The sequence below is a fragment of the Acinetobacter sp. KB005 genome (assembly GCF_049949095.1).
GTDB classification, from domain to species: Bacteria; Pseudomonadota; Gammaproteobacteria; order Pseudomonadales; family Moraxellaceae; genus Acinetobacter; species Acinetobacter calcoaceticus.
Genome location: NZ_CP188191.1, coordinates 1,568,879 through 1,588,758, shown reverse-complemented (window position 1 = coordinate 1,588,758; position 19,880 = coordinate 1,568,879). Strand labels below are relative to the sequence as shown.

The 19,880-nt window shown below is 41.1% G+C and carries 18 protein-coding genes and 4 tRNA genes; 8 read left to right on the top strand and 14 right to left on the bottom strand.

The window, feature by feature from the left end; all coding sequences use genetic code 11:
* Positions 1-11: 11 nt before the first annotated feature.
* The 4 genes from ACPF64_RS07750 (at position 12) to tcuB (ending at position 4,500) form a co-directional block, all read left to right on the top strand.
* A complete protein-coding gene (locus tag ACPF64_RS07750; protein ID WP_017392363.1) occupies positions 12-806 on the top strand; it encodes a substrate-binding domain-containing protein in 795 nt (264 codons plus the stop codon).
* A gap of 131 nt (positions 807-937) precedes the next feature.
* Complete coding sequence (locus tag ACPF64_RS07745) at positions 938-1,867, top strand: LysR family transcriptional regulator (RefSeq protein WP_426455941.1); 930 nt, start codon at positions 938-940, stop codon at positions 1,865-1,867.
* A gap of 103 nt (positions 1,868-1,970) precedes the next feature.
* Positions 1,971-3,377: an FAD-dependent tricarballylate dehydrogenase TcuA gene (tcuA, locus tag ACPF64_RS07740; RefSeq protein WP_426455940.1), complete on the top strand. Its 1,407-nt coding sequence runs from the start codon at positions 1,971-1,973 to the stop codon at positions 3,375-3,377.
* On the top strand, positions 3,367-4,500 hold the full coding sequence (tcuB, locus tag ACPF64_RS07735; protein ID WP_426455939.1) for a tricarballylate utilization 4Fe-4S protein TcuB: 1,134 nt from the start codon (positions 3,367-3,369) through the stop codon (positions 4,498-4,500). The genes tcuA and tcuB overlap by 11 nt, the downstream gene beginning before the upstream one ends.
* Positions 4,501-4,578: 78 nt before the next feature.
* Here tcuB and ACPF64_RS07730 read toward each other — a convergent pair whose 3' ends face one another.
* Positions 4,579-5,112: an HPP family protein gene (locus tag ACPF64_RS07730; protein ID WP_005042963.1), complete on the bottom strand. Its 534-nt coding sequence runs from the start codon at positions 5,110-5,112 to the stop codon at positions 4,579-4,581.
* Positions 5,113-5,209: 97 nt separating this feature from the next.
* Between ACPF64_RS07730 and ACPF64_RS07725 the strand changes: the two genes are divergently transcribed.
* Both ACPF64_RS07725 and ACPF64_RS07720 read left to right on the top strand, forming a co-directional pair.
* The gene (locus tag ACPF64_RS07725; RefSeq protein WP_426455938.1) at positions 5,210-5,758 is read left to right on the top strand and encodes a TetR/AcrR family transcriptional regulator; all 549 of its coding nucleotides are present in this window, start codon (positions 5,210-5,212) and stop codon (positions 5,756-5,758) included.
* Positions 5,759-5,772: 14 nt separating this feature from the next.
* Entirely contained in the window at positions 5,773-6,432 is a 660-nt protein-coding gene (locus ACPF64_RS07720) for a VOC family protein (protein WP_426455937.1), read from the top strand.
* 87 nt (positions 6,433-6,519) lie between these two features.
* On the opposite strand, the gene ACPF64_RS07715 is transcribed toward ACPF64_RS07720, so the two are convergent.
* From ACPF64_RS07715 to ACPF64_RS07705, 3 genes are all read right to left on the bottom strand, one after another.
* Positions 6,520-7,749, bottom strand: coding sequence for a CaiB/BaiF CoA transferase family protein (locus ACPF64_RS07715; protein ID WP_426455935.1), 1,230 nt, complete (start codon positions 7,747-7,749; stop codon positions 6,520-6,522).
* Between the two features lie 52 nt (positions 7,750-7,801).
* A complete protein-coding gene (locus ACPF64_RS07710; protein ID WP_426455934.1) occupies positions 7,802-9,124 on the bottom strand; it encodes an MFS transporter in 1,323 nt (440 codons plus the stop codon).
* Positions 9,125-9,351: 227 nt separating this feature from the next.
* Positions 9,352-10,572, bottom strand: a complete 1,221-nt coding sequence (locus ACPF64_RS07705) for an acyl-CoA dehydrogenase (RefSeq protein ID WP_004641353.1) — start codon at positions 10,570-10,572, stop codon at positions 9,352-9,354.
* A gap of 246 nt (positions 10,573-10,818) precedes the next feature.
* On the opposite strand from ACPF64_RS07705, the gene ACPF64_RS07700 reads away from it, so the two are divergent.
* Positions 10,819-11,766, top strand: coding sequence for a LysR substrate-binding domain-containing protein (locus ACPF64_RS07700; protein WP_426455933.1), 948 nt, complete (start codon positions 10,819-10,821; stop codon positions 11,764-11,766).
* A gap of 103 nt (positions 11,767-11,869) precedes the next feature.
* On the opposite strand, the gene ACPF64_RS07695 is transcribed toward ACPF64_RS07700, so the two are convergent.
* A complete protein-coding gene (locus tag ACPF64_RS07695; protein ID WP_426455932.1) occupies positions 11,870-13,045 on the bottom strand; it encodes a zinc-binding dehydrogenase in 1,176 nt (391 codons plus the stop codon).
* Positions 13,046-13,447: 402 nt separating this feature from the next.
* Between ACPF64_RS07695 and add the strand changes: the two genes are divergently transcribed.
* Entirely contained in the window at positions 13,448-14,443 is a 996-nt protein-coding gene (gene add, locus ACPF64_RS07690; RefSeq protein WP_426455931.1) for an adenosine deaminase, read from the top strand.
* Positions 14,444-14,792: 349 nt separating this feature from the next.
* Here add and ACPF64_RS07685 read toward each other — a convergent pair.
* The 9 genes from ACPF64_RS07685 to ACPF64_RS07645 all read right to left on the bottom strand — a co-directional run bounded on the left by ACPF64_RS07685 (position 14,793) and on the right by ACPF64_RS07645 (position 19,854).
* Positions 14,793-14,869, bottom strand: a tRNA-Pro gene (locus ACPF64_RS07685).
* A 4-nt stretch (positions 14,870-14,873) separates the two neighbouring features.
* Positions 14,874-14,949, bottom strand: a tRNA-His gene (locus ACPF64_RS07680).
* Positions 14,950-14,981: 32 nt separating this feature from the next.
* A tRNA-Arg gene (locus tag ACPF64_RS07675) sits at positions 14,982-15,058 on the bottom strand.
* Positions 15,059-15,114: 56 nt separating this feature from the next.
* Positions 15,115-15,191, bottom strand: a tRNA-Pro gene (locus ACPF64_RS07670).
* A gap of 142 nt (positions 15,192-15,333) precedes the next feature.
* Positions 15,334-16,398 carry a quinolinate synthase NadA gene (gene nadA, locus ACPF64_RS07665; protein WP_005042977.1) on the bottom strand — a complete coding sequence of 355 codons (1,065 nt, stop codon included), beginning with the start codon at positions 16,396-16,398 and terminating at the stop codon, positions 15,334-15,336.
* 145 nt (positions 16,399-16,543) lie between these two features.
* Entirely contained in the window at positions 16,544-17,764 is a 1,221-nt protein-coding gene (gene argJ / locus ACPF64_RS07660) for a bifunctional glutamate N-acetyltransferase/amino-acid acetyltransferase ArgJ (protein WP_017387676.1), read from the bottom strand.
* 133 nt (positions 17,765-17,897) lie between these two features.
* The gene (locus ACPF64_RS07655) at positions 17,898-18,377 is read right to left on the bottom strand and encodes a methylated-DNA--[protein]-cysteine S-methyltransferase (RefSeq protein WP_426455930.1); all 480 of its coding nucleotides are present in this window, start codon (positions 18,375-18,377) and stop codon (positions 17,898-17,900) included.
* 11 nt (positions 18,378-18,388) lie between these two features.
* Positions 18,389-18,709, bottom strand: coding sequence for a DMT family transporter (locus ACPF64_RS07650; protein ID WP_003655889.1), 321 nt, complete (start codon positions 18,707-18,709; stop codon positions 18,389-18,391).
* A 149-nt stretch (positions 18,710-18,858) separates the two neighbouring features.
* A complete protein-coding gene (locus ACPF64_RS07645; RefSeq protein WP_426455929.1) occupies positions 18,859-19,854 on the bottom strand; it encodes a cation transporter in 996 nt (331 codons plus the stop codon).
* Positions 19,855-19,880: the final 26 nt, after the last annotated feature.

The following is a 19,880-nucleotide window of genomic DNA, read 5'->3' as shown; positions in this document are numbered from 1 at the left end:
AGCGAGATACTATGAAAAAGTCCCCTATCTTCATGACCATTTGCTTAGCTGGTGCAGGCTTAGGCTCGACCCTTGCTAACGCAGATACACTCGAAGTGATTAGCTCAGGCGGTTTTTATTCATCTATGGAAAAACTCATTCCAATATTTGAAAAGCAAACTGGTCATAACGTTCATCTCTCGTCTGGTTCATCCATGGGTGCATCACCAACGGCAATTCCAAACCGACTCGATCGCGGTGAACATTTTGATGTCGTAGTGTTAGCGGCTCCTGAACTGAACAAGCTCGCAGAAAAGGGTTATGTAGATCCAAATTCGCAAAGTGCTTTGGTTAATTCAAGCATTGGTATGGCTGTTCCAAAAGGTGCGCCAAAACCAGACATTAGTTCTGCTGCAAAATTCGAAAAGGTTTTATTAAATGCCAAGCACATCGGCTATTCAGCAAGTGCAAGCGGCACGCATCTTGAAAAAGATGTTTTCCCAAGCTTCCCACCTGTCGAATACAAAGTGATTTCTGGTAAAGCTGAAAAAGTAGTAGGTGATCGTGTTGCAAAGCGTATTGCTGAAGGCCAGTTTGATATTGGTTTCCAACAAATTAGCGAAATCAAACCTTTTACTGGTCAATATGGTCAGGTTGATTTAGTCGGTCCAATTCCTGCGCCTTATCAGAAAGTCACCGTGTTTGCGGCTGGCATTGGTAAAAACTCTGAACATGAAAAAGTTGCAAAAGAACTCATCAAATTTGTGAAGTCACCACAAGCAACACAAATTATTGAAGAACAGGGTCTTGAGCAGGTTAAACAATAAAAGCTCTAAAAGGCAACATCTTGAGGTGATGTTGCCTTTACTCTTTTGGTGGTTTACTCAGCGTAATAGAACAAAATGTATAGCGATAAACCAGTGTAGAATAATCAATAAAGGTCAATGTAGTATTTGCCGTGGAACTCAAACAATTAAAGTATTTTATTGCAGTGATCGAGTCAGGAAGCTTGGGTAAAGCTGCAAAAAATCTCGATATTGGAACGTCTGCATTAAGTCAGCAAATCTCAAAATTAGAAAGCGAACTTTCTATTCGCCTTTTACAACGTACCGCTTTGGGTACAGTTCCCACCCCTGCTGGTTTAGCTTTTTTTCAACAGGTTCAACTTGCACTTAGACACCTAGACCATGCCGTAGATTCTGCTCATTCTTCACGTTTAAGTGGACATGTTACCGTCGGTTTTTCGCCGAGTGTTGCAGCGGTTATTGGCACGCACTTTTTAAAACTCATGAGAAATCGTTACCCCGACATTAAAGTCCGTTTAATTGAAGGCTTATCTGGTGATCTCAAAGCCTTGGTTAATGCAAGACAGCTCGATGTTGCAATCATCTTTAGTGACGATGTAGACCCTCAGTGGGCGATACAGCCTTTAGTCAAAGAACAGATGTTTTTAATCTCGCCAAAAGAAGTGCTGAGCCAGTACCACCTTGAAAACTGTATCGACACTCAAACCATTACCCATCCACAACTAAAAGAACTTCCACTGATTTTACCGAGCCAACGGCATGGGCTGCGTTTGTTGCTCGAACAAAAAATTCATCAGCTTAAAGTGGCCTATGAAATTGATGGGCTACATTTGCTAATGGAAAGCATTAGCCAACTTGAAATGGCAACCATCCAACCTGCTGGTGCAGCATTAAACTCTCGGCAAGACTTATGTTTACTGCGCGTTGTAGAACCTGCAATTGAACGTATTAACTATTTAATTAGTTTATCTGAAGAAGAAATCTCACCTGCCACCTTAGCCACTAAAGTGGTGATTCGTGCCTGTGTGACCAACCTGATTAATGAAAAACGCTGGCCTAGTGCGAAACTCATAAACACTTAAGCCATTAGTGTTTATTTTTACTAAACACCCATTCAAGCCCAGCCTCTCACTCCACCTTCTCTTTTAAAGCTACATTAGCCCTAGCTGAGAAAGGGAGAAATCCATGCATGATGTGATTGTAATTGGTGGTGGGAATGCCGCACTGTGTGCCGCGCTCACGGCAAAAGAAAGTGGCGCGTCTGTGCTAGTAATAGAAGCAGCACCTAAAGAATGGCGTGGTGGTAACTCACAACACACTCGTAACCTTCGCTGCATGCATGACGCTCCTCAAGATGTATTGGTTGATGCCTACCCCGAAGAAGAATATTGGCAAGACCTACTTAAAGTGACTGCAGGCAAAACCAATGAGCACTTAGCCCGTCTGGTCATTCGTAGCACGGCGACCTGCCGCGACTGGATGCGTAAACATGGTGTGAATTTTCAGCCGCCACTATCGGGTGCTTTGCATGTTGCACGTACTAATGCTTTTTTTATGGGTGGTGGTAAAGCCCTCATTAATGCGTATTACCGTAGTGCTCAAGAACTTGGTATCGAAATTTTATACAGCACAAAAATTAAAGATCTAAAGTTAAATCAAGGACATTTTGAAGCTGCAATTGCTGAAGATGGACGTGTGTTTAAAGCAAAAAGCTGTGTATTGGCCGCAGGTGGTTTTGAGTCAAATCTGGAATGGTTAAGAGAAGCATGGGGACAAAATGAAAACGGCGAATGGCCTGCCGATAATTTCATTATTCGTGGTACCCGCTTTAATCAAGGCAACTTGCTTAAATTTATGATAGATCAAGGCGCCGATATTATTGGTGACCCATCACAATCTCATTGCGTCGCTGTAGATGCACGAGCACCGTTATATGATGGTGGTATTTGTACTCGTATTGACTGCGTTTCATTGGGTATTGTGGTCAATAATAAAGCCGAGCGTTTTTACGATGAAGGCGAAGACTTCTGGCCAAAACGTTATGCGATTTGGGGCCGTCTTGTTGCCAAACAGCCACAGCAAATTGCCTATTCCATTATTGACTCAAAAGCCATTGGGCGCTTTATGCCACCTGTTTTTGCGGGTGTAAAAGCAAATAGCATTCAAGAGTTAGCCGAAAAAATCGGGCTAGACGCAAAAACCTTATGCCACACCGTAGAAGAGTTTAACCAATCTTGTGTGCAAGGCACCTTTAACCATACTGTTTTAGATGACTGCACCAGCGAAAATATTGTGCCCAACAAAACCCACTGGGCTGTTCCTCTCGACCAGCCACCCTTCTATGCCTATGCCCTTAAACCCGGCATTACCTTTACCTATTTAGGTTTAAAAGTCGAAGACGATGCTGCGGTACGTTTTAACAATAAAGCCAGCCGCAACCTATTTGTCGCAGGTGAAATGATGGCAGGTAATGTACTTGGTCAGGGCTATACCGCAGGCGTTGGCATGTCGATTGGAACGACGTTTGGACGCATTGCCGGAAAAAATGCAGCCCACTATGCACTTTCACAAGGAGTTGAACATGAATGCTAATAGCAAAGCCCTAATTCCAGTTGTTCAGCTCTCTGATCACGAACAAGAAGTCCAAAGAGCCCTACAGATTTGTAATGCTTGTCGCTACTGTGAGTCATTTTGCGCTGTTTTTGCGGCGATGACTAAGCGTCTTGAGTTTAACCAAGCCGATATTCATTACCTCGCAAACCTGTGCCATAACTGTGGTGCATGTTTACACGCTTGCCAATATGCCCCGCCACATGAATTTGGTGTAAATATTCCACAAGCGATGGCACAAGTACGTTTAGAAACTTATCAAGAGTTTGCGACCCCTCAGCCTTTAGGCCGACTTTATAAGTCTGTCGGGATTCCTTTTGTCTCGGCATTAACACTTATTTTCTTTTTATGTATGTTAGCTGTGGTGTGGTACAAAGGCACAGACCTGTTTGCAGGCTATCAAGGTAATTTCTATGCGATTTTCCCGCATAACTTTTTAGCTCTACTTTTTGGAGCGACCTTTACAGTTGCCATTGTGCTGCTCGGCATTGGAATTAGTAAGTTCTGGCGACAAACATCTAAAGTTATTCATGGTAAAGTTGAAAAACCTGACCTTATTCAAGCCTCTCAAAATGTTTTAACGCTTAAATATTTAGATGGTGGACATGGCAAAGGCTGTAATGAACAAGATGACCGTTACACACAAATCCGCCGCGTGTTCCATCACCTGACATTTTATGGTTTTATGCTTTGCTTTGCAGCCACAGGTGTAGCGACTTTATATCACTATTTTCTTGACCTACATGCACCTTATCCTTACCTAAGCTTGCCTGTGATTTTAGGAACTTTGGGTGGAATTGGCTTAGTCATCGGACCATCTGGCTTACTCTATTTAAATCTTAAACGTCATCCATTACATGGTGACCGTGAGCAAAAACCTGTAGATCGAGGCTTTATTTTCCTTCTGCTTATCGTTAGCGCTTCAGGGTTAGCACTCATGGCATTTCGCAATACCCCTTACATGGCACTTTTACTGATTTTCCATTTAGCCACGGTCATGACGTTCTTTATTACCATGCCATTTGGAAAGTTCGCACACGGTTTTTACCGCAGTGCTTCTTTACTCAAATTTGCCATCGAAGAACGTATTTCCAAGAAGTCATAATTTCATTCAAAAGTATTCACTATCTTGGCGTAGTGAATACTTTTATTATTTTTAAGCTTAAAACACTTCATACCTTGCCTATTTTTTACTATTTAAAATTCCCAAGCCATACATTGGCCACTTCGTACTCGCTTTAATATTATTAATCAGCATCGCTACCAAAACCAAAGACACTGCGCCGACCAAAACAGGGAAAATTAAGAAACTCCACTGGTAATGTATGCTGCTCGCGGTCAACAAAATAACCAAAGGATTGGCCCCAGCAGGTGGATGAACGCACTTAAATACTTGCATGAGTGCAATGGCACAGCCCACTGAAAAAGCAATTGTAAAAATGGAAACACCGACAAATTTTAGAAAAAACAAACCCACAAAAGCCGAGATAAGATGCCCAAATATGATATTTCTCGGCTGTGCTAAAGGAGACTGTGACACGGTATAGAGTAATACACAGGTCGCACCAAACGGCGCCATGATAAAGATATTGTGTGTGAGCTTACTCAACCACAACAGTATAAAAATACTGAGCGTACCTCCAACAAGGCTTCTTAAGACATCAACTTTAGTGGGCGATGGAGCCAGTTTTTCTTTGCCATAAAAGATCGAGAACATGGTTTTTTCCTCAAACAAAAAGTTGCTTTTTAAAAAGCATATAGATAAAATTCCAAATAGTACAGATCTGTACTATTTTATTTTTTGGAAAAGTTTTATGTCAAAATCTGCCTTAAAAATATTAGATACAGCCGAGAAGTTATTTAATGAAAATAGTTTTGTCGGGGTTGGCGTTGACTTGATTCGCGATGAATCCGGTTGTTCCAAAACCACCATGTACACGTACTATAAAAATAAAAATCAACTGGTTCAGTCTGTGCTCGTTGCACGTGATGAAAGGTTTAAGCAAAGTCTTTTAGGCTATGTGGGAGATGCAACGGGGTTAGAGGCCATCAATAAAATTCTTGATTGGCATACCAATTGGTTTAGGCAAGATTTTTTTAAAGGCTGTTTATTTGTAAGAGCGGTCGCTGAATCTAACCAAAATGATCAAGACATTATTTCTATTTCTAAAGCCCATAAACAATGGATTAAAGTATTGATTGCACAAAACTGCAATATACCCAATGGTGAAGCTTTATCTGAGCTGATCTATACGGTGATTGAAGGGCTAATTAGCCGCTTTTTAGTCGATGGTTTCGATGAAACACTTGCGACAAACATGAAAAACTCTATTAATCAATTATTTAATATTCATAAACATTAGCATGAGAACTTAAAATGGAAGTGGACCATATTTTTATTTGTGTACAATCAGGCGCTCCCGAAGCTGAAACTTTAAAAAAATTCGGTCTAACAGAAGGTTCATCCAATAAGCACCCGGGTCAAGGTACAGAAAATAGACGCTTTTTCTTTAAAAATAGCTTTATCGAATTAATCTTTTTAAATAATCCAGAAGAAGCCTCAAGTGATCTCACAAAACCCACCCTGCTTTTTGAACGACTAAGTACTCAAAATAATATCGCGTCCCCTTTTGGTATTTGTTTTCGCCCTAAAAATAAAGATGATAACGGCGCAAAATTTCCTAATTGGGTGTACAAGCCAAGCTATTTACCAGCCAGCTTAGAAATAAATGTTGCCAAAGATTCTATGGTATCTGAACCGATGTGGTTCTTCCTTTCATTTGCTTCACGACCAGACCTTGCTGCAAAAGAAAAACAACAACCACTTGTGCATAGCAAAGATTTATCAGAAATCACCGCAATTAAGGTTTCTATTCCAAACCTTGAACAGCACCCTACTTCGTTACTGTTCAATACGCTTGATAGTTTTGAAGTGACTGATGGATCAGAGCATTTAATGGAAATTAGTTTTGATCATAAACCTCAAGGAATGATTCATGATTTTAGACCAGAGCTACCGCTTATTTTTAAATATTAAGACTCTTATTTTCTAATAAAAAAAACTGTGATTTATTTCAAATCACAGTTTTCATTAAAATTGAATAACATTAAAAGCGGCAATAGCTTAAGCAATTTTCCCATCAATAATGCCTTTTTCTTTTAACGTAGCCAGCTCTTCTGCTGTTTTAAATCTCGATAAGATTTGAGCAGTATGTTCACCTAACTCTGGCGGTGCATGATGGTATTCAACCGGAGTATCAGATAACTTGATTGGTGAACCAATGGTTTGGAAGTTTTCATTTAAACGATGAGGAATATTGACCACCAAATTACGATGCACAATTTGTGGTTCAGCCAAGGCATCTTCAATAGAGTTGATAACACCTACTGGCACTTTAAGCGCATGAATCATCTCAACCCATTCTTTGGCATTTTTTTGCAAAAAGTGTTCGGACAATAAAGGAATCAGTTCATCTCGATATTTTACGCGATCTTGGTTACGCACAAACTTTTCATTTTCGAGTAACTCTGGATAACCAATCGCAACACACAAATCTTTAAACTGTTTGTCGTTACCACAAGCAATAATAAATTCTTTATCTTTGGCCTTAAAAGTTTGATACGGCACAATACTTGGATGTTGATTGCCCATACGCTGCGGTGCTTTACCCGAAGCTAAATAATTCATTCCCTGATTTGCCAATGCTGCGACCTGCACATCAAGTAGTGACATATCAATATATTGACCGCGCCCCGTGTGCGAGCGTGCAATCAAAGCAGCTTGAATGGCAATGGTGGAATACAAACCAGTTTGAATATCTACCACAGCCACGCCAACCTTTTGTGCCCCACCACCTGCCACATCATCAGGCTCGCCAGTAATGCTCATTAAGCCAGACATACCCTGAATAATAAAATCATAACCGGGTTCTTCTGCACGTGGGCCATCTTGCCCAAACCCAGTAATCGAGCAATAAACAATATTTGGGTTCAGCTCACTTAATGAGGCATAGTCCAAACCATATTTAGCTAAAGACCCCGTCTTATAATTTTCAATCACCACATCGGCAGTTTTGGCAATTTCATAAATTAAGGCCTGACCTTCTGGTGTTGTAATGTCCACGGCAACAGAATATTTATTGCGGTTGGTACACTGAAAATAGCCAGATTCACGGGTCATGTTTCCATCTTGATCGGGCATCCATGGTGGCCCCCACATACGGGTGTCATCACCTACTCGAGGACGTTCAATTTTAATCACTTCCGCCCCAAGGTCTGCCAAGATTTGCCCACACCACGGACCAGCAAGCACACGACTTAAATCTAAAACCCGAATTCCTTGTAATGCACCCATAACGATACCCTTATCTTTTTAGAAGGTACTCAACGCACCTTCTTGTCATTGTTTATGATTGTTTTTGCGGATCGTACTGACGATCTTTAATAAATAGGCCTGGCAATACACCCGCAACAAAATACGCAGCGCCCATCACAATAAAGGCCATGGTAAACGTACCGCCCGATGCCAGAAAACCAATCGTGGCTGGTGCAATAGCAGCCCCGACACGACCAATGTTATAAGCACCGCCAATGGCTGTTCCGCGCACATCGGTTGAAAAACTTTCAGCCATATACGTCGCGTTCACACCATATGGAATGCCATATAGGAAGCCAAAGGTGATCAATAAATACAAAATGTTGTCAGGCGTATTAAAGAAAATAATGATTGGTAAGAACACGGCACTGGCAATTGTTCCAAACACAAAAACAGCACGGCGGTTAAATTTGTCAGCAAGATAACCCGCTAAAATTTTGCCTAGAATCATTGCGGTATATGAACCCACCATATAACTGGTTAAGTTTTTAAAATTCATATGCACTTCTGTTTCTAAATAACTTGGCATCCAGTTGTTAATGCCGTAATAACCAAACTGTAAGAAGAATGCTGTAGTCATCCACAATAAAAACATTTTACGGTGCTTAAAGTTATTAAAAATTTGCTTATAGATGCTGCTACTTTTTGGTTTTTCATCCGCCACAATTTCTTTAGGCTGTCTGTTGTCTTGTAAACTTTCAATTTTGGTGAGCTGCCAAGATTTTGGCTCTGGCACAAATCGTTGTAGGAAAATATTAACGAAAGCAGGCACGACGGTCAGGAAGAACAAAACACGCCAGCCATGATCTGGAATAATCGCGCCTGCTAATAATGTCGCAGCAATATAACCCACTGTTTGGCCAGTCTGTAGTGTGCCTAATACCGTTGTGCGATAAGTTGTCGGCACATATTCAGCCATTAAGGTATTACAAGCCATATAGAGTGCTCCGATTCCTAAAGCACCAATAAAACGTAAAGCCATAAATTGCTCGAAGCTTTGCGTAAAACCCAATAAACAGGTTGCTACTGAAAAGAAGGTCACTGAGTTGGCAATGGTCCGTACACGACCAAACTTGTCACATGCCCAGCCACCCAAAATACCGCCAACGCCCATACCTGCCAAGGAAGCACTACCCAATGCACCTGCTTGAAAGGTACTTAAACCAAACTCTGCCTTTAAACTAGTGAGGCTATACGACAGCAGCATAATATCAATGCCATCGACCACCATTGCAAAATAGGCAAATAACAACGCCCATTTCCATGTATGTGGTCCAATCTTTTCATATGTTCCAAGATTACTTGGAAATGTATTTCTTAACTCTTTCGATATTACTTGAACGTCATTGTTCATCTTTAGTTCCTCATTTTCCCAAATGAGTCATCGATGGCCTACTTATGTTTTCTGTATGACTTAATTTTCTATACTTTTCATCATCTTATATTCAATTTTAAGTACACAGAGGTACATCTTCACATGAGTATCCTTACGATGAATCTTGTCATTATCCATAAATTTTTGCGTAAAAATCCCTAAAGGTGCTCTCGAAAGAACACCTCTATCGTTTAAAAATGAATGAGTTAGTTACTAAATGCTGCGATGCCTGTTTGCGCACGACCTAAAATCAGGGCATGAACGTCATGTGTGCCTTCATAGGTATTCACAACTTCAAGATTAACCAAATGACGGGCCACACCGAACTCATCACTAATACCGTTTCCACCCATCATGTCACGTGCCATGCGAGCAATATCAAGCGCCTTTCCACAGTTGTTACGCTTAATTAAAGATGTGCCTTCAACTGACGCAATACCTTCATCTTTCATACGGCCAAAACGTAAAGCTATTTGCAAACCTAATGCAATTTCAGTTTGCATATCTGCCAGTTTCTTTTGAATCAACTGATTTGCAGCCAACGGACGGCCAAACTGTTTTCGGTCCATTGTGTATCGATGTGCGGTATGCCAACAGAACTCGGCAGCACCCATTGCGCCCCATGCAATGCCATAGCGGGCACTATTTAGGCAAGTGAACGGACCACGTAATCCTCGAACTTCAGGGAATGCATTTTCTTCAGGTACAAAAACGTTATCCATTACAATTTCACCTGTAATCGAGGCACGTAAACCGACCTTGCCATGAATGGCAGGCGCAGATAGCCCTTCCCAGCCCTTTTCTAAAATGAAGCCTCGAATATCACCCACATTACCTTCAGCAGAAACTTCTTTGGCCCACACTACAAACACATCGGCAATTGGGCTATTGGTAATCCACATTTTTGCGCCAGTTAAACGGTAACCACCGTCAACTTTTTTAGCACGTGTAATCATACTGCCCGGGTCTGAGCCATGGTCAGGTTCGGTCAAACCAAAACAGCCAATGTATTCACCAGTGGCAAGTTTAGGTAAGTACTTCTGCTTTTGCTCTTCGGTACCAAATTCATGAATTGGAACCATCACCAATGAGCTTTGTACACTCGCCATAGAGCGATAGCCCGAATCGACATATTCAATTTCACGTGCGACCAAACCATAACTCACATAGTTCAAACCCGCACCGCCATATTGCTCAGGAATGGTTGGCCCCAGTAAGCCAAGCTCTCCCATTTCACGAAAAATAGACGGATCTGTTGTTTCATGGCGGAATTGTTCAAGTACACGTGGTTGCAAGCGTTCTTGGCAATAAGCATGAGCCGCATCACGAATCATGCGCTCATCTTCGGTAAGCTGTTGCTCAATTAAAAATGGGTCTTGCCAGTTAAATTGAACTTTTGCTTTTTTTGTTGTCACCATGTGATTCATCGCATCCTCTGCTTGATTTGATCTTCTTTATTTAACTCGATGTTATGCGTGAAAAATGCAGTAATCAAACGATAAATCATCATGCAGATATGCGACTTACGCATATTTAAAATCAGTCGCATTAAATTTAGATATTTAATTCATTGTATTTCATTAAAAATGGCTTATTTTTAGACTAAACTCTGATATCTGCATTTAGGTCATATGCTGTTTTGAAATATGACGACAAATAAAAGGATTTTATTTATGCGAAGAAGTATCCCCTCAATTCAGGGCCTGATTTGCTTTGAAAGTGCAGCAAAACATTTAAGTTATACCTATGCTGCGCAAGAGTTATGTATTACTCAAAGTGCGGTCTCTCGCCAAATTCAGCAGCTAGAAGATTTCTTGGGAGTTGAATTATTCATACGTACTCGGCACGGAGTCGAGCTAACTATTGCGGGCCAACAATATTTTAAAAGCATCAAACCGTATTTATTAGGGCTAGAAAAATGTACAGCCGATGTGATTTCTCATAAGGGTTTAGGCGGTACGCTAAAATTGGGTGTTGTTCCCACGTTTGCAACGCGCTGGCTGTTACCCAAGCTCCATCTTTTAAATCAAAAACACCCAGAAATTACGGTTCACTTAGAAACCAGTACCAAGCCATTTTTATTTAATGACAATATTTTTGACGCCGCTATTTTTGCAGGTACGCAGCAGCAAATTGACCACTGGCCCGGCATACAAGCCCATTATTTAATGGATGAAGAAATTGTACCTGTATGCTCACCAAAACTCATCGAAAAGTATTTTCCAGATGCAGTGATGATCAATGAAAATACCTATGATTTAAGCTCCGAAGATTTACTAAAAATTCCCCTGCTGCAACAAACCACTCGGCCTAGCATTTGGCAAGAATGGTTTCTGACTCACCAGATGCAGCACCCGAAGCCTTTTGATGGACAACGCCATGAGTTATTTTCAATGCTTGCCGTTGCTGCCAGTCATGACATGGGAATGGCCTTAATTCCTCAAATGTTAATTGAGTCTGAACTACAAAAAAAAGAACTGGTGATTGTTTCCAATAAAAAATTAAAAGGCAGCCGAAAGTACTACCTGATTCACTCGAGCCAAGACATCACACCGACCATTCAGAAATTTGTCGACTGGATTTACCAAGAACTAGAACAACTAAAGAGCAATACAAATTAGCTCAGCAGTTTTTATTTATGCCCAATATTGCAATCAATACTCATAAAAAAAGATTGTGATTGATGAGATCACAACCTTTTAGTTAAACGCAAATGACTTTGAATTAATGACTCATCAATTGAATATCTGAACCACTACGTTTCGGGTCAATCAAGATTTTGGCATGCGGTTCGGGATCGCGTAACGCTTCAAATGCACTCGTAACACCCTCTAAACCTACAACACCGGTAATCAGTGGTGAGCAGTTCACTTTACCTTCTGCAATCATGTGTAGCGCATCTCGAAACTCAAGGGGTGTATAGCCCAACACGAACTGAATTTCTAATTCTTTATTAATTGCAAGTGCGGGTTCGATTTTGTCACTTTGCATACATACCCCCACCCCAACAATTCGGGAAAACAAAGGTGCACCTTCAATAATCTGCTGTAAAACACCGGGTACGCCCACACACTCAAAAATAACAGGACGTTTTGGCAAAGCGCCTAACTTATCAATCATGCGCCATCCATGCCACCAAGGTAAGCGTGTCGCTTGCAACTTATCAAACAGCCCCATACCCATATTAATTGCATCAGAAACATTGCCAAGCAAACCAAACTCTTTCCAGTTAGCAAATGGCGATGTCTCTTTAGGATCTACCACAATATCAGCACCACATTGCTCAGCAAGCTTACGGCGGTTTGGTGAAAAGTCGCTGGCAACCACGGTTTTAACCCCAGCCGCTTTAAGCATTAAAATAACACCTAACCCGACAGGACCACAGCCAATCACAATAGCAGGCTCACTGGTTTTCACACGACTACGGCGAACGGCATGCAATGCAACTGCCATAGGTTCAGTCATGGCCGCACTATCTGCATTTAAGCCATTCGGCACTTCAAACATCAAGCTTGATTGAGCAAGCACTTGCTCGGCATAACCACCTGAAGCATTTGGAGAAAGCCCTGTAGACAAGTAACCATGCTGGTCTACATTCAAAAGAGGCATCGCACAAACGAGTGTATCGGTTTTAAATTTATGACGAGTTTTTGGGCCATAATCCAAAACTTTGCCACAAAACTCATGTCCAAGTACGAATGGATCGGTAGATTTTGCTAAACCATTAAACCCGACACGTGCGGCTAAATCATGCATGTGGTCGCAGTGATGTTGCATATGTAAATCAGAGCCACAAATCCCGCATCGAACCACTTCTAATAACACCTGTCCTTTTGTAGGAGTTAATTTAGGCTGATCCACCACTTCTAATTTTGCTTGATGACAAAGTACCGACTTCATTTGAACGCTTCCTATTTCTTCTTTTCATTTACTTGCCAGAAATAGATTTCTACAGATAAATTAATCGCCTTATCAGTTTGGTCTTTAGCAAGCCTTCACTCATATTTACAAGTAACAGATGAAATACCAATGACCATTCTTTAGCCAATCCATTGTTAAAGAGTCAACAGTAGACAGGCTCAGCGAGATTAAAAACAATAAAAATCTTAGTGCTTGTATCTTACACAGACTGCGTTATCTTCTTAGGCCAGAACAATGTCATCAAAATTAAAACTTAAACGAATATCTTAAGTTCAAAAAACTCAACTAAACCCCTTTTCACAAAAACATAGCAAATCCAAACTTTTATCAGTGACCCTAAACAGGCATGATGAATTGATACGAACAGATAAGAAGAAACCTATGATTACAAAAACACTTCCCCTTACAGATATACACCGCCACATCGATGGCAACATCCGCATTCAAACTATTTTAGAATTAGGCCAACAATACAATTTAGATTTACCCGCTTACGACATTGAATCTTTACGACCACACGTACAAGTGATGGATAACCAACCTGACTTATTAAGTTTTTTATCGAAGTTGGATTGGGGCGTAAAAGTATTAGCCAGTTTAGATGCCTGCAAACGCATTGCATTTGAAAACATGCAAGATGCTGCACAACAAGGCCTAGACTATGTAGAGCTTCGTTTTTCGCCGGGTTACATGGGCATGACGCATCAACTACTGCTTGAGGGAGTCGTTGAAGCGGTTATTGCTGGTGTGAAAGAAGGCAGTCAGATTTACGGGGTAAAAGCGAATTTAATTGGCATTATGAGCCGTACGTTTGGTCAAGAAGCCTGCGCAAAAGAATTAAATGCTCTACTTGCCCATAAAAATGATATTAAAGCGTTGGATCTTGCTGGAGATGAGCTTGGTTTTCCGGGCAACTTATTCATTGATCACTTTAAAAAAGCGCGTGATGCAGGTTGGCACATTACGGTACATGCAGGAGAAGCTGCTGGTCCAGAAAGTATTTGGCAAGCGATTGAAGAATTAGGTGCCGAACGAATTGGACATGGCGTTAAAGCAGTTCAAGATTTAAAACTTTTAGATTATTTGGCTAAACATGAGATAGGTATTGAATCTTGTCTTACGTCAAATATTCAAACCAACACAGTGCCTTCTTTGGCAGAGCACCCATTAAAGACATTTTTAGAACATGGTGTACTTGCCACTATTAATACAGATGACCCAGCGGTAGAAGGCATTGAGATACAACATGAATATTTAAGTGCTGCCCCATTGGCAGGATTAACCCCTGAACAAATTTATACAGCTCAAGACAATGGACTTAAAATCGCATTTTTATCAGATAAAGAAAAAAATGAGTTAAGACAGAAATATCAGTAACAGAGAACAGAGAACAGAGAACAGAGAACAGAGAACAGAGAACAGAGAACAGAGAACAGAGAACAGAGAACAGAGAACAGAGAACAGAGAACAGAGAACAGAGAACAGAGAACAGAGAACAGAGAACAGAGAACAGAGAACAGAGAACAGAGAACAGAGAACAGAGAACAGAGAACAGAGAACAGAGAACAGAGAACATATGTATATAAGGAATACGAGTTCAAATATTGGAGTGCGATTGAATTAAAATTTCGAAGTAGAAAACAAAAAAATTCCTTCTATCTATAAGATAAGAAGAAATTCTTTTTAATATTTGGGATATTTTATAAAGCTTGAACGCTTTTAAATATGGTCGGAGCAGTAGGATTCGAACCTACGACCCCCTGGTCCCAAACCAGGTGCACTACCAGGCTGTGCTATGCTCCGAAATTGGGGTGAATGACGGGATTCGAACCCGCGACAACTGGAATCACAATCCAGGGCTCTACCAACTGAGCTACATCCACCATCAAATAGTTCTATGTACCAAGCTACCGAATGGCGCGCCTGACAGGATTCGAACCTGTGACCATCCGCTTAGAAGGCGGATGCTCTATCCAACTGAGCTACAGGCGCTTAACCGATGATGCTTATCATGCGATACTTCGCCGATCTTAAAATATTATTTTAAGTGGTCGGAGCAGTAGGATTCGAACCTACGACCCCCTGGTCCCAAACCAGGTGCACTACCAGGCTGTGCTATGCTCCGATCTATCTCAGCTTTTGCTGTATCGCACATCGTGCGGTACGGTGTGCATTCTAGGCGCGACGCCCTCAGACGTCAACACCTATTGTCAAAAAAAGTTAAAAATCCTTATCAAATGTATATTTAACAAGCATTTTGAGGTTTTTTAACGCTTTAACGATGCACTAAAGGCTAACATTCGATCTAAAGGCATTTTGGCACGTTCAGCAAGCGCTGGTTCGACGTGTATTTCCTGATCGCCCTTTTGTAAAACTTCTAAAATTCCATCGAGTTCATTCATTGCCATCCACGGACAGTGTGCACATGAACGACAAGTTGCGCCCTCACCTGCTGTTGGCGCCTCAACTAAAATCTTATTTGGTACAGCTTGCTGCATTTTGTAGAAAATACCACGGTCAGTTGCCACAATAAGTCTTTCATTTGGCAAAGTCTGCGCAGCTTTAATCAATTGAGAAGTACTACCTACCGCATCTGCAATGTCTACAACCGACTCTGGCGATTCTGGATGCACCAATACAGCAGCATCTGGATACAGTGCTTTCATGTTGGCAATGCCACGTGCACGGAATTCTTCATGCACAATACATGCGCCGTCCCAAAGCAACATATCAGCACCGGTTTTCTTTTGGATATAGCGACCTAAGTGCTGATCTGGTGCCCAAATAATTTTCTCACCTAAGCTATCTAGGTGCTCAACAATTTCGACTGCACAGCTTGAAGTCACCACCCAATCTGCTCGTGCTTTAACAGCAGCCGAGGTATTGGCATAGACAACTACGGTGTAGTCAGGGTGCTGATCACAAAAGGCAGTGAACTCATCAACCGGACAACCTAAATCAAGTGAACACGTCGCTTCGAGTGTCGGCATTAAAATTGTTTTTTCAGGAGACAGAATTTTTGCTGTTTCTCCCATAAATTTAACACCTGCCACAACCAGTGTAGAGGCAGCATGATCTCGTCCGAAACGGGCCATTTCTAAAGAGTCAGAAACGCACCCACCTGTTTTTTCGGCAAGTTCCTGTACTTCAGGGTCGCAATAGTAATGAGCAACAAGGACAGCATCACGTTTTTTGAGCTCTGCTTCGATCTGAGCAAACTTTTGTTGTTTTGCTTCTTCACTTAAACGGTTGTCTTTTGGCTCACCTAAACGGTCTAAATGCGCTTGTACAATGTTTTTTGCATCGTTGGCAATTAAAGTCGCATCACTCATAAAACGTCTTCTCTATCCTTCATGCTGGCATACCTGCTCGCATATAACGTTACTGCTTAAATGATTTACTAACTTGAATCATTTAATATCAAAAGATGGGGCTAATAAAAAAGCCTCTTTGTCGAGGCTTGATTATAACTGATATTTAAGAACGGTAATCAGCATTAATTTTGACATAGTCGTAAGATAAGTCACAGGTATATACCGTGTCTTTGGCCTGACCGCGTCCTAAATCAACTCGAATGGTAATTTCTGTTTGTGCCATAACACGCGCACCCGCCTCTTCGGTATAGTCCTCGGCAGCTCCACCATCTTTACAGATTTGTACATCGTCTAGCCACACCTGAATTTTAGACACGTCTAAGTCTTTCACTCCTGCATAGCCAATCGCAGCTAAAATACGGCCCCAGTTCGGGTCAGATGCAAAAAGTGCGGTTTTTACTAACGGCGAATGAGCAATACTATAAGCAATATCACAACATTCTTGAGTGTTAGCACCGCCTTCTACAGCAACAGTAATAAACTTCGTTGCACCTTCGCCATCACGTACAATTAACTGTGCTAAACGATTCATAACACGAGCCAGTACTTCTAACACTTGAGCATATCGTGCATCGTTAATTGAAGTAATTTCAGCTCCACCTGCCTGACCTGTTGCCACAAAAATACAAGAGTCATTGGTTGAGGTATCGCCATCAATCGTAATACGGTTAAATGAATGCTCAACCGTTGTCTTTAATAAGCTTTGTACTAAATCACGGCTAATAGGTGCGTCTGTAGCTACAAAGCTCAACATGGTTGCCATGTTTGGACGAATCATGCCAGCGCCTTTACTAATACCTGTCATAGTATAAGTAATACCATCTAGCTCAAATTGTTCAGATGCGCCTTTTGGTACTGTATCTGTGGTCATAATGCCAGATGCTGCATCATACCAAGCAGCCTCTTGCAAAGTGTTTAATGCAGGTCGAAGTCCAGCGAGTAAACGCTCCATTGGAAGCTGCTCACCAATTACACCTGTAGAAAACGGTAAAATTTCTGAGCTGTTTACCCCAGCAATCTCAGCTAATTTTGCGCAAGTATCTTGAGCATTTTTCAAGCCTGTAGGTCCAGTACCTGCATTGGCATTACCCGTATTAATCACTAAATAGCGAGGATTACCTTGGGTAAGATGGGCTTTAGAGACATGAACAGGTGCAGCACAAAATGCATTTTGGGTAAATACACCTGCAACATTTGAACCTTCTGCAAACTCAAAAATGACTAAATCTCGTCGGTTTGGGTAACGTACATATGCTTCTGTTGAGCCAATTTTTACACCTTTTACCACATGCATTTGTGGCATTGTTACGTCACCGACAGCCATTTTTAGAACATCCAGAGTTTGTTATGAATAAGATTAATATTTCAAAAAAGCGATGCCATGAAGCACCTTCTTCATGAAATATCATTGTTGACAGCTTAGTAGAAAAGTCTAAAAAAATCGAGCGCAAAACGGCTCATTGTTGCTCTAGCTTTAATAAAATATCTTTCTTATCAAGACCACCAGCAAAACCAACTAATGCCCCACCCGCACCAATTACCCGGTGACAAGGCGCAATAATCGAAATCGGGTTTTTCCCATTTGCAGCGCCCACTGCTCGTACAGCTTTTTCATTACCAATTTGAATTGCGATTTCTTTATAACTTCTTGTTTCCCCATAAGGGATGGTGAGTAACGCAGCCCATACCTGTTTTTGAAACAGGGTTCCTTCAAAATCTAACGGCAAATTAAAGTGGTGGCGTTTACCTTCAAAATATTCTTCTAATTGTTGCTCAGTTTTTAATAAAACTGGATGTTCAACGTGTTCGACCAGCTCAGCCAGCCGAACACGTTTTGGATTTTCATTGTCCCAGAGTACTGCCACCAAAGCATTTTCATTCGCAACCAGCTTTAATTGCCCAACAGGCGAATTGATATACTTATAAGACAGCAACATAGTTTATTCTCTTAGGACGGCGACGAAATTTTCATTAGAACCAAACCTGACACAATCAATACAGCAGCAATCATTCGCATAGCTCCAATGGGTTCATTGAGAAAAAATATACCAACTAAAAATGATCCAATTGCACCAATTCCTGTCCAAACCGTATAGGCAGTGCCAAGAGGTAAAGTTTTCATTGAAATTGAAAGTAGAACTACACTCAAAATCATAAAAACTACGGTAATAATACTAGGGGTTAAGCGTGTAAAACCTTCGGACATTTTCATAGAATATGCCCAAATGATTTCAAATACACCTGCTAAAATTAAAATAGCCCAAGCCATAACATTCACTAATTTTTATATTGTCAGGTCGTCCTGACATGATGACCCATTATGGGGGAGGTCGTTCCTCCTTTATGTGAAGGCTCAGTTTACTTTAAAATAAAAAATGAAGGCAAACCCTATCTAAAGCTAGCCTGTCTTAGAAAATCTTATTGGTTTTTTAACTGTAAAATTTTTCGGGCACTATTTAAAACAAATAAAACAATAATCAGTCCAATAATTAAATCGGGATAAGGAGAACCTGTCATTGCGACCAATATTCCCGCAACAATAACACCTAAATTTACAATGACGTCATTTGCAGAAAAGATATAACTTGCCTTCATGTGTGCTCCACTCTCTTTATGGTCACTCATTAAATAAAGGCAACTAATATTCGCCGCAAGAGCTAATCCACCAATTAAAATCATTAAAATTGAAACAGGTTCACTGCCATATATAAAGCGGCGCAGGACATCAATTAACACAATTATGGCTAAGCCGAACTGCAACCAACCAGACAAATGTGCAGCCTTTAATTGAGCATTAAGATTTTTACCAACCACAAATAAGGCAATACCATAGATTGCAGCATCTGCGAACATATCGAGTGAATCGGCGATTAGCCCTGTCGATGATGCAATGATGCCTGCCATAAACTCAATGACAAACATAACCCCATTAATGAGTAACAACCATTGTAAAACTTGCTTTTGTGCCGCATTCATTGAAGAACTTGTTCGGACCTTTTTTGGTTTTTCAACAGGTTCATAATGTGGCTGTGTTTGTTGTAACTCGGCTCCTAATCCTAAACGTTGTAGGCTTTGGGTAATCATTTCAGCTTGAGCACTGTGATAAATCGCCAAATGGCGTGCTGGTAAGTCAAAATTAAGTTCCTGAATATCGTCAGCGTAAGAGGCTAAAGCCATCCGTACCATTTGCTCTTCGGCTGCACAATCCATGTGAGGAATATGATAATAACTCACCCATTGGCTCTTCTTAGCCCCGAGTTCACTAGGCGTAGAATGCTCCTGAGAAGACATGCTTGAGCACCCGCAGCTAGAACTACTTTTACTTAAATGTATTTGATTCTCTTGTTTTTCTAAAGCCATCTGTGCACCATAACTGACACAAAAAACAATGCCATTAGTATAAACCAATGGCATGTCGTTAAGCTTACTTTTTGTTCTGC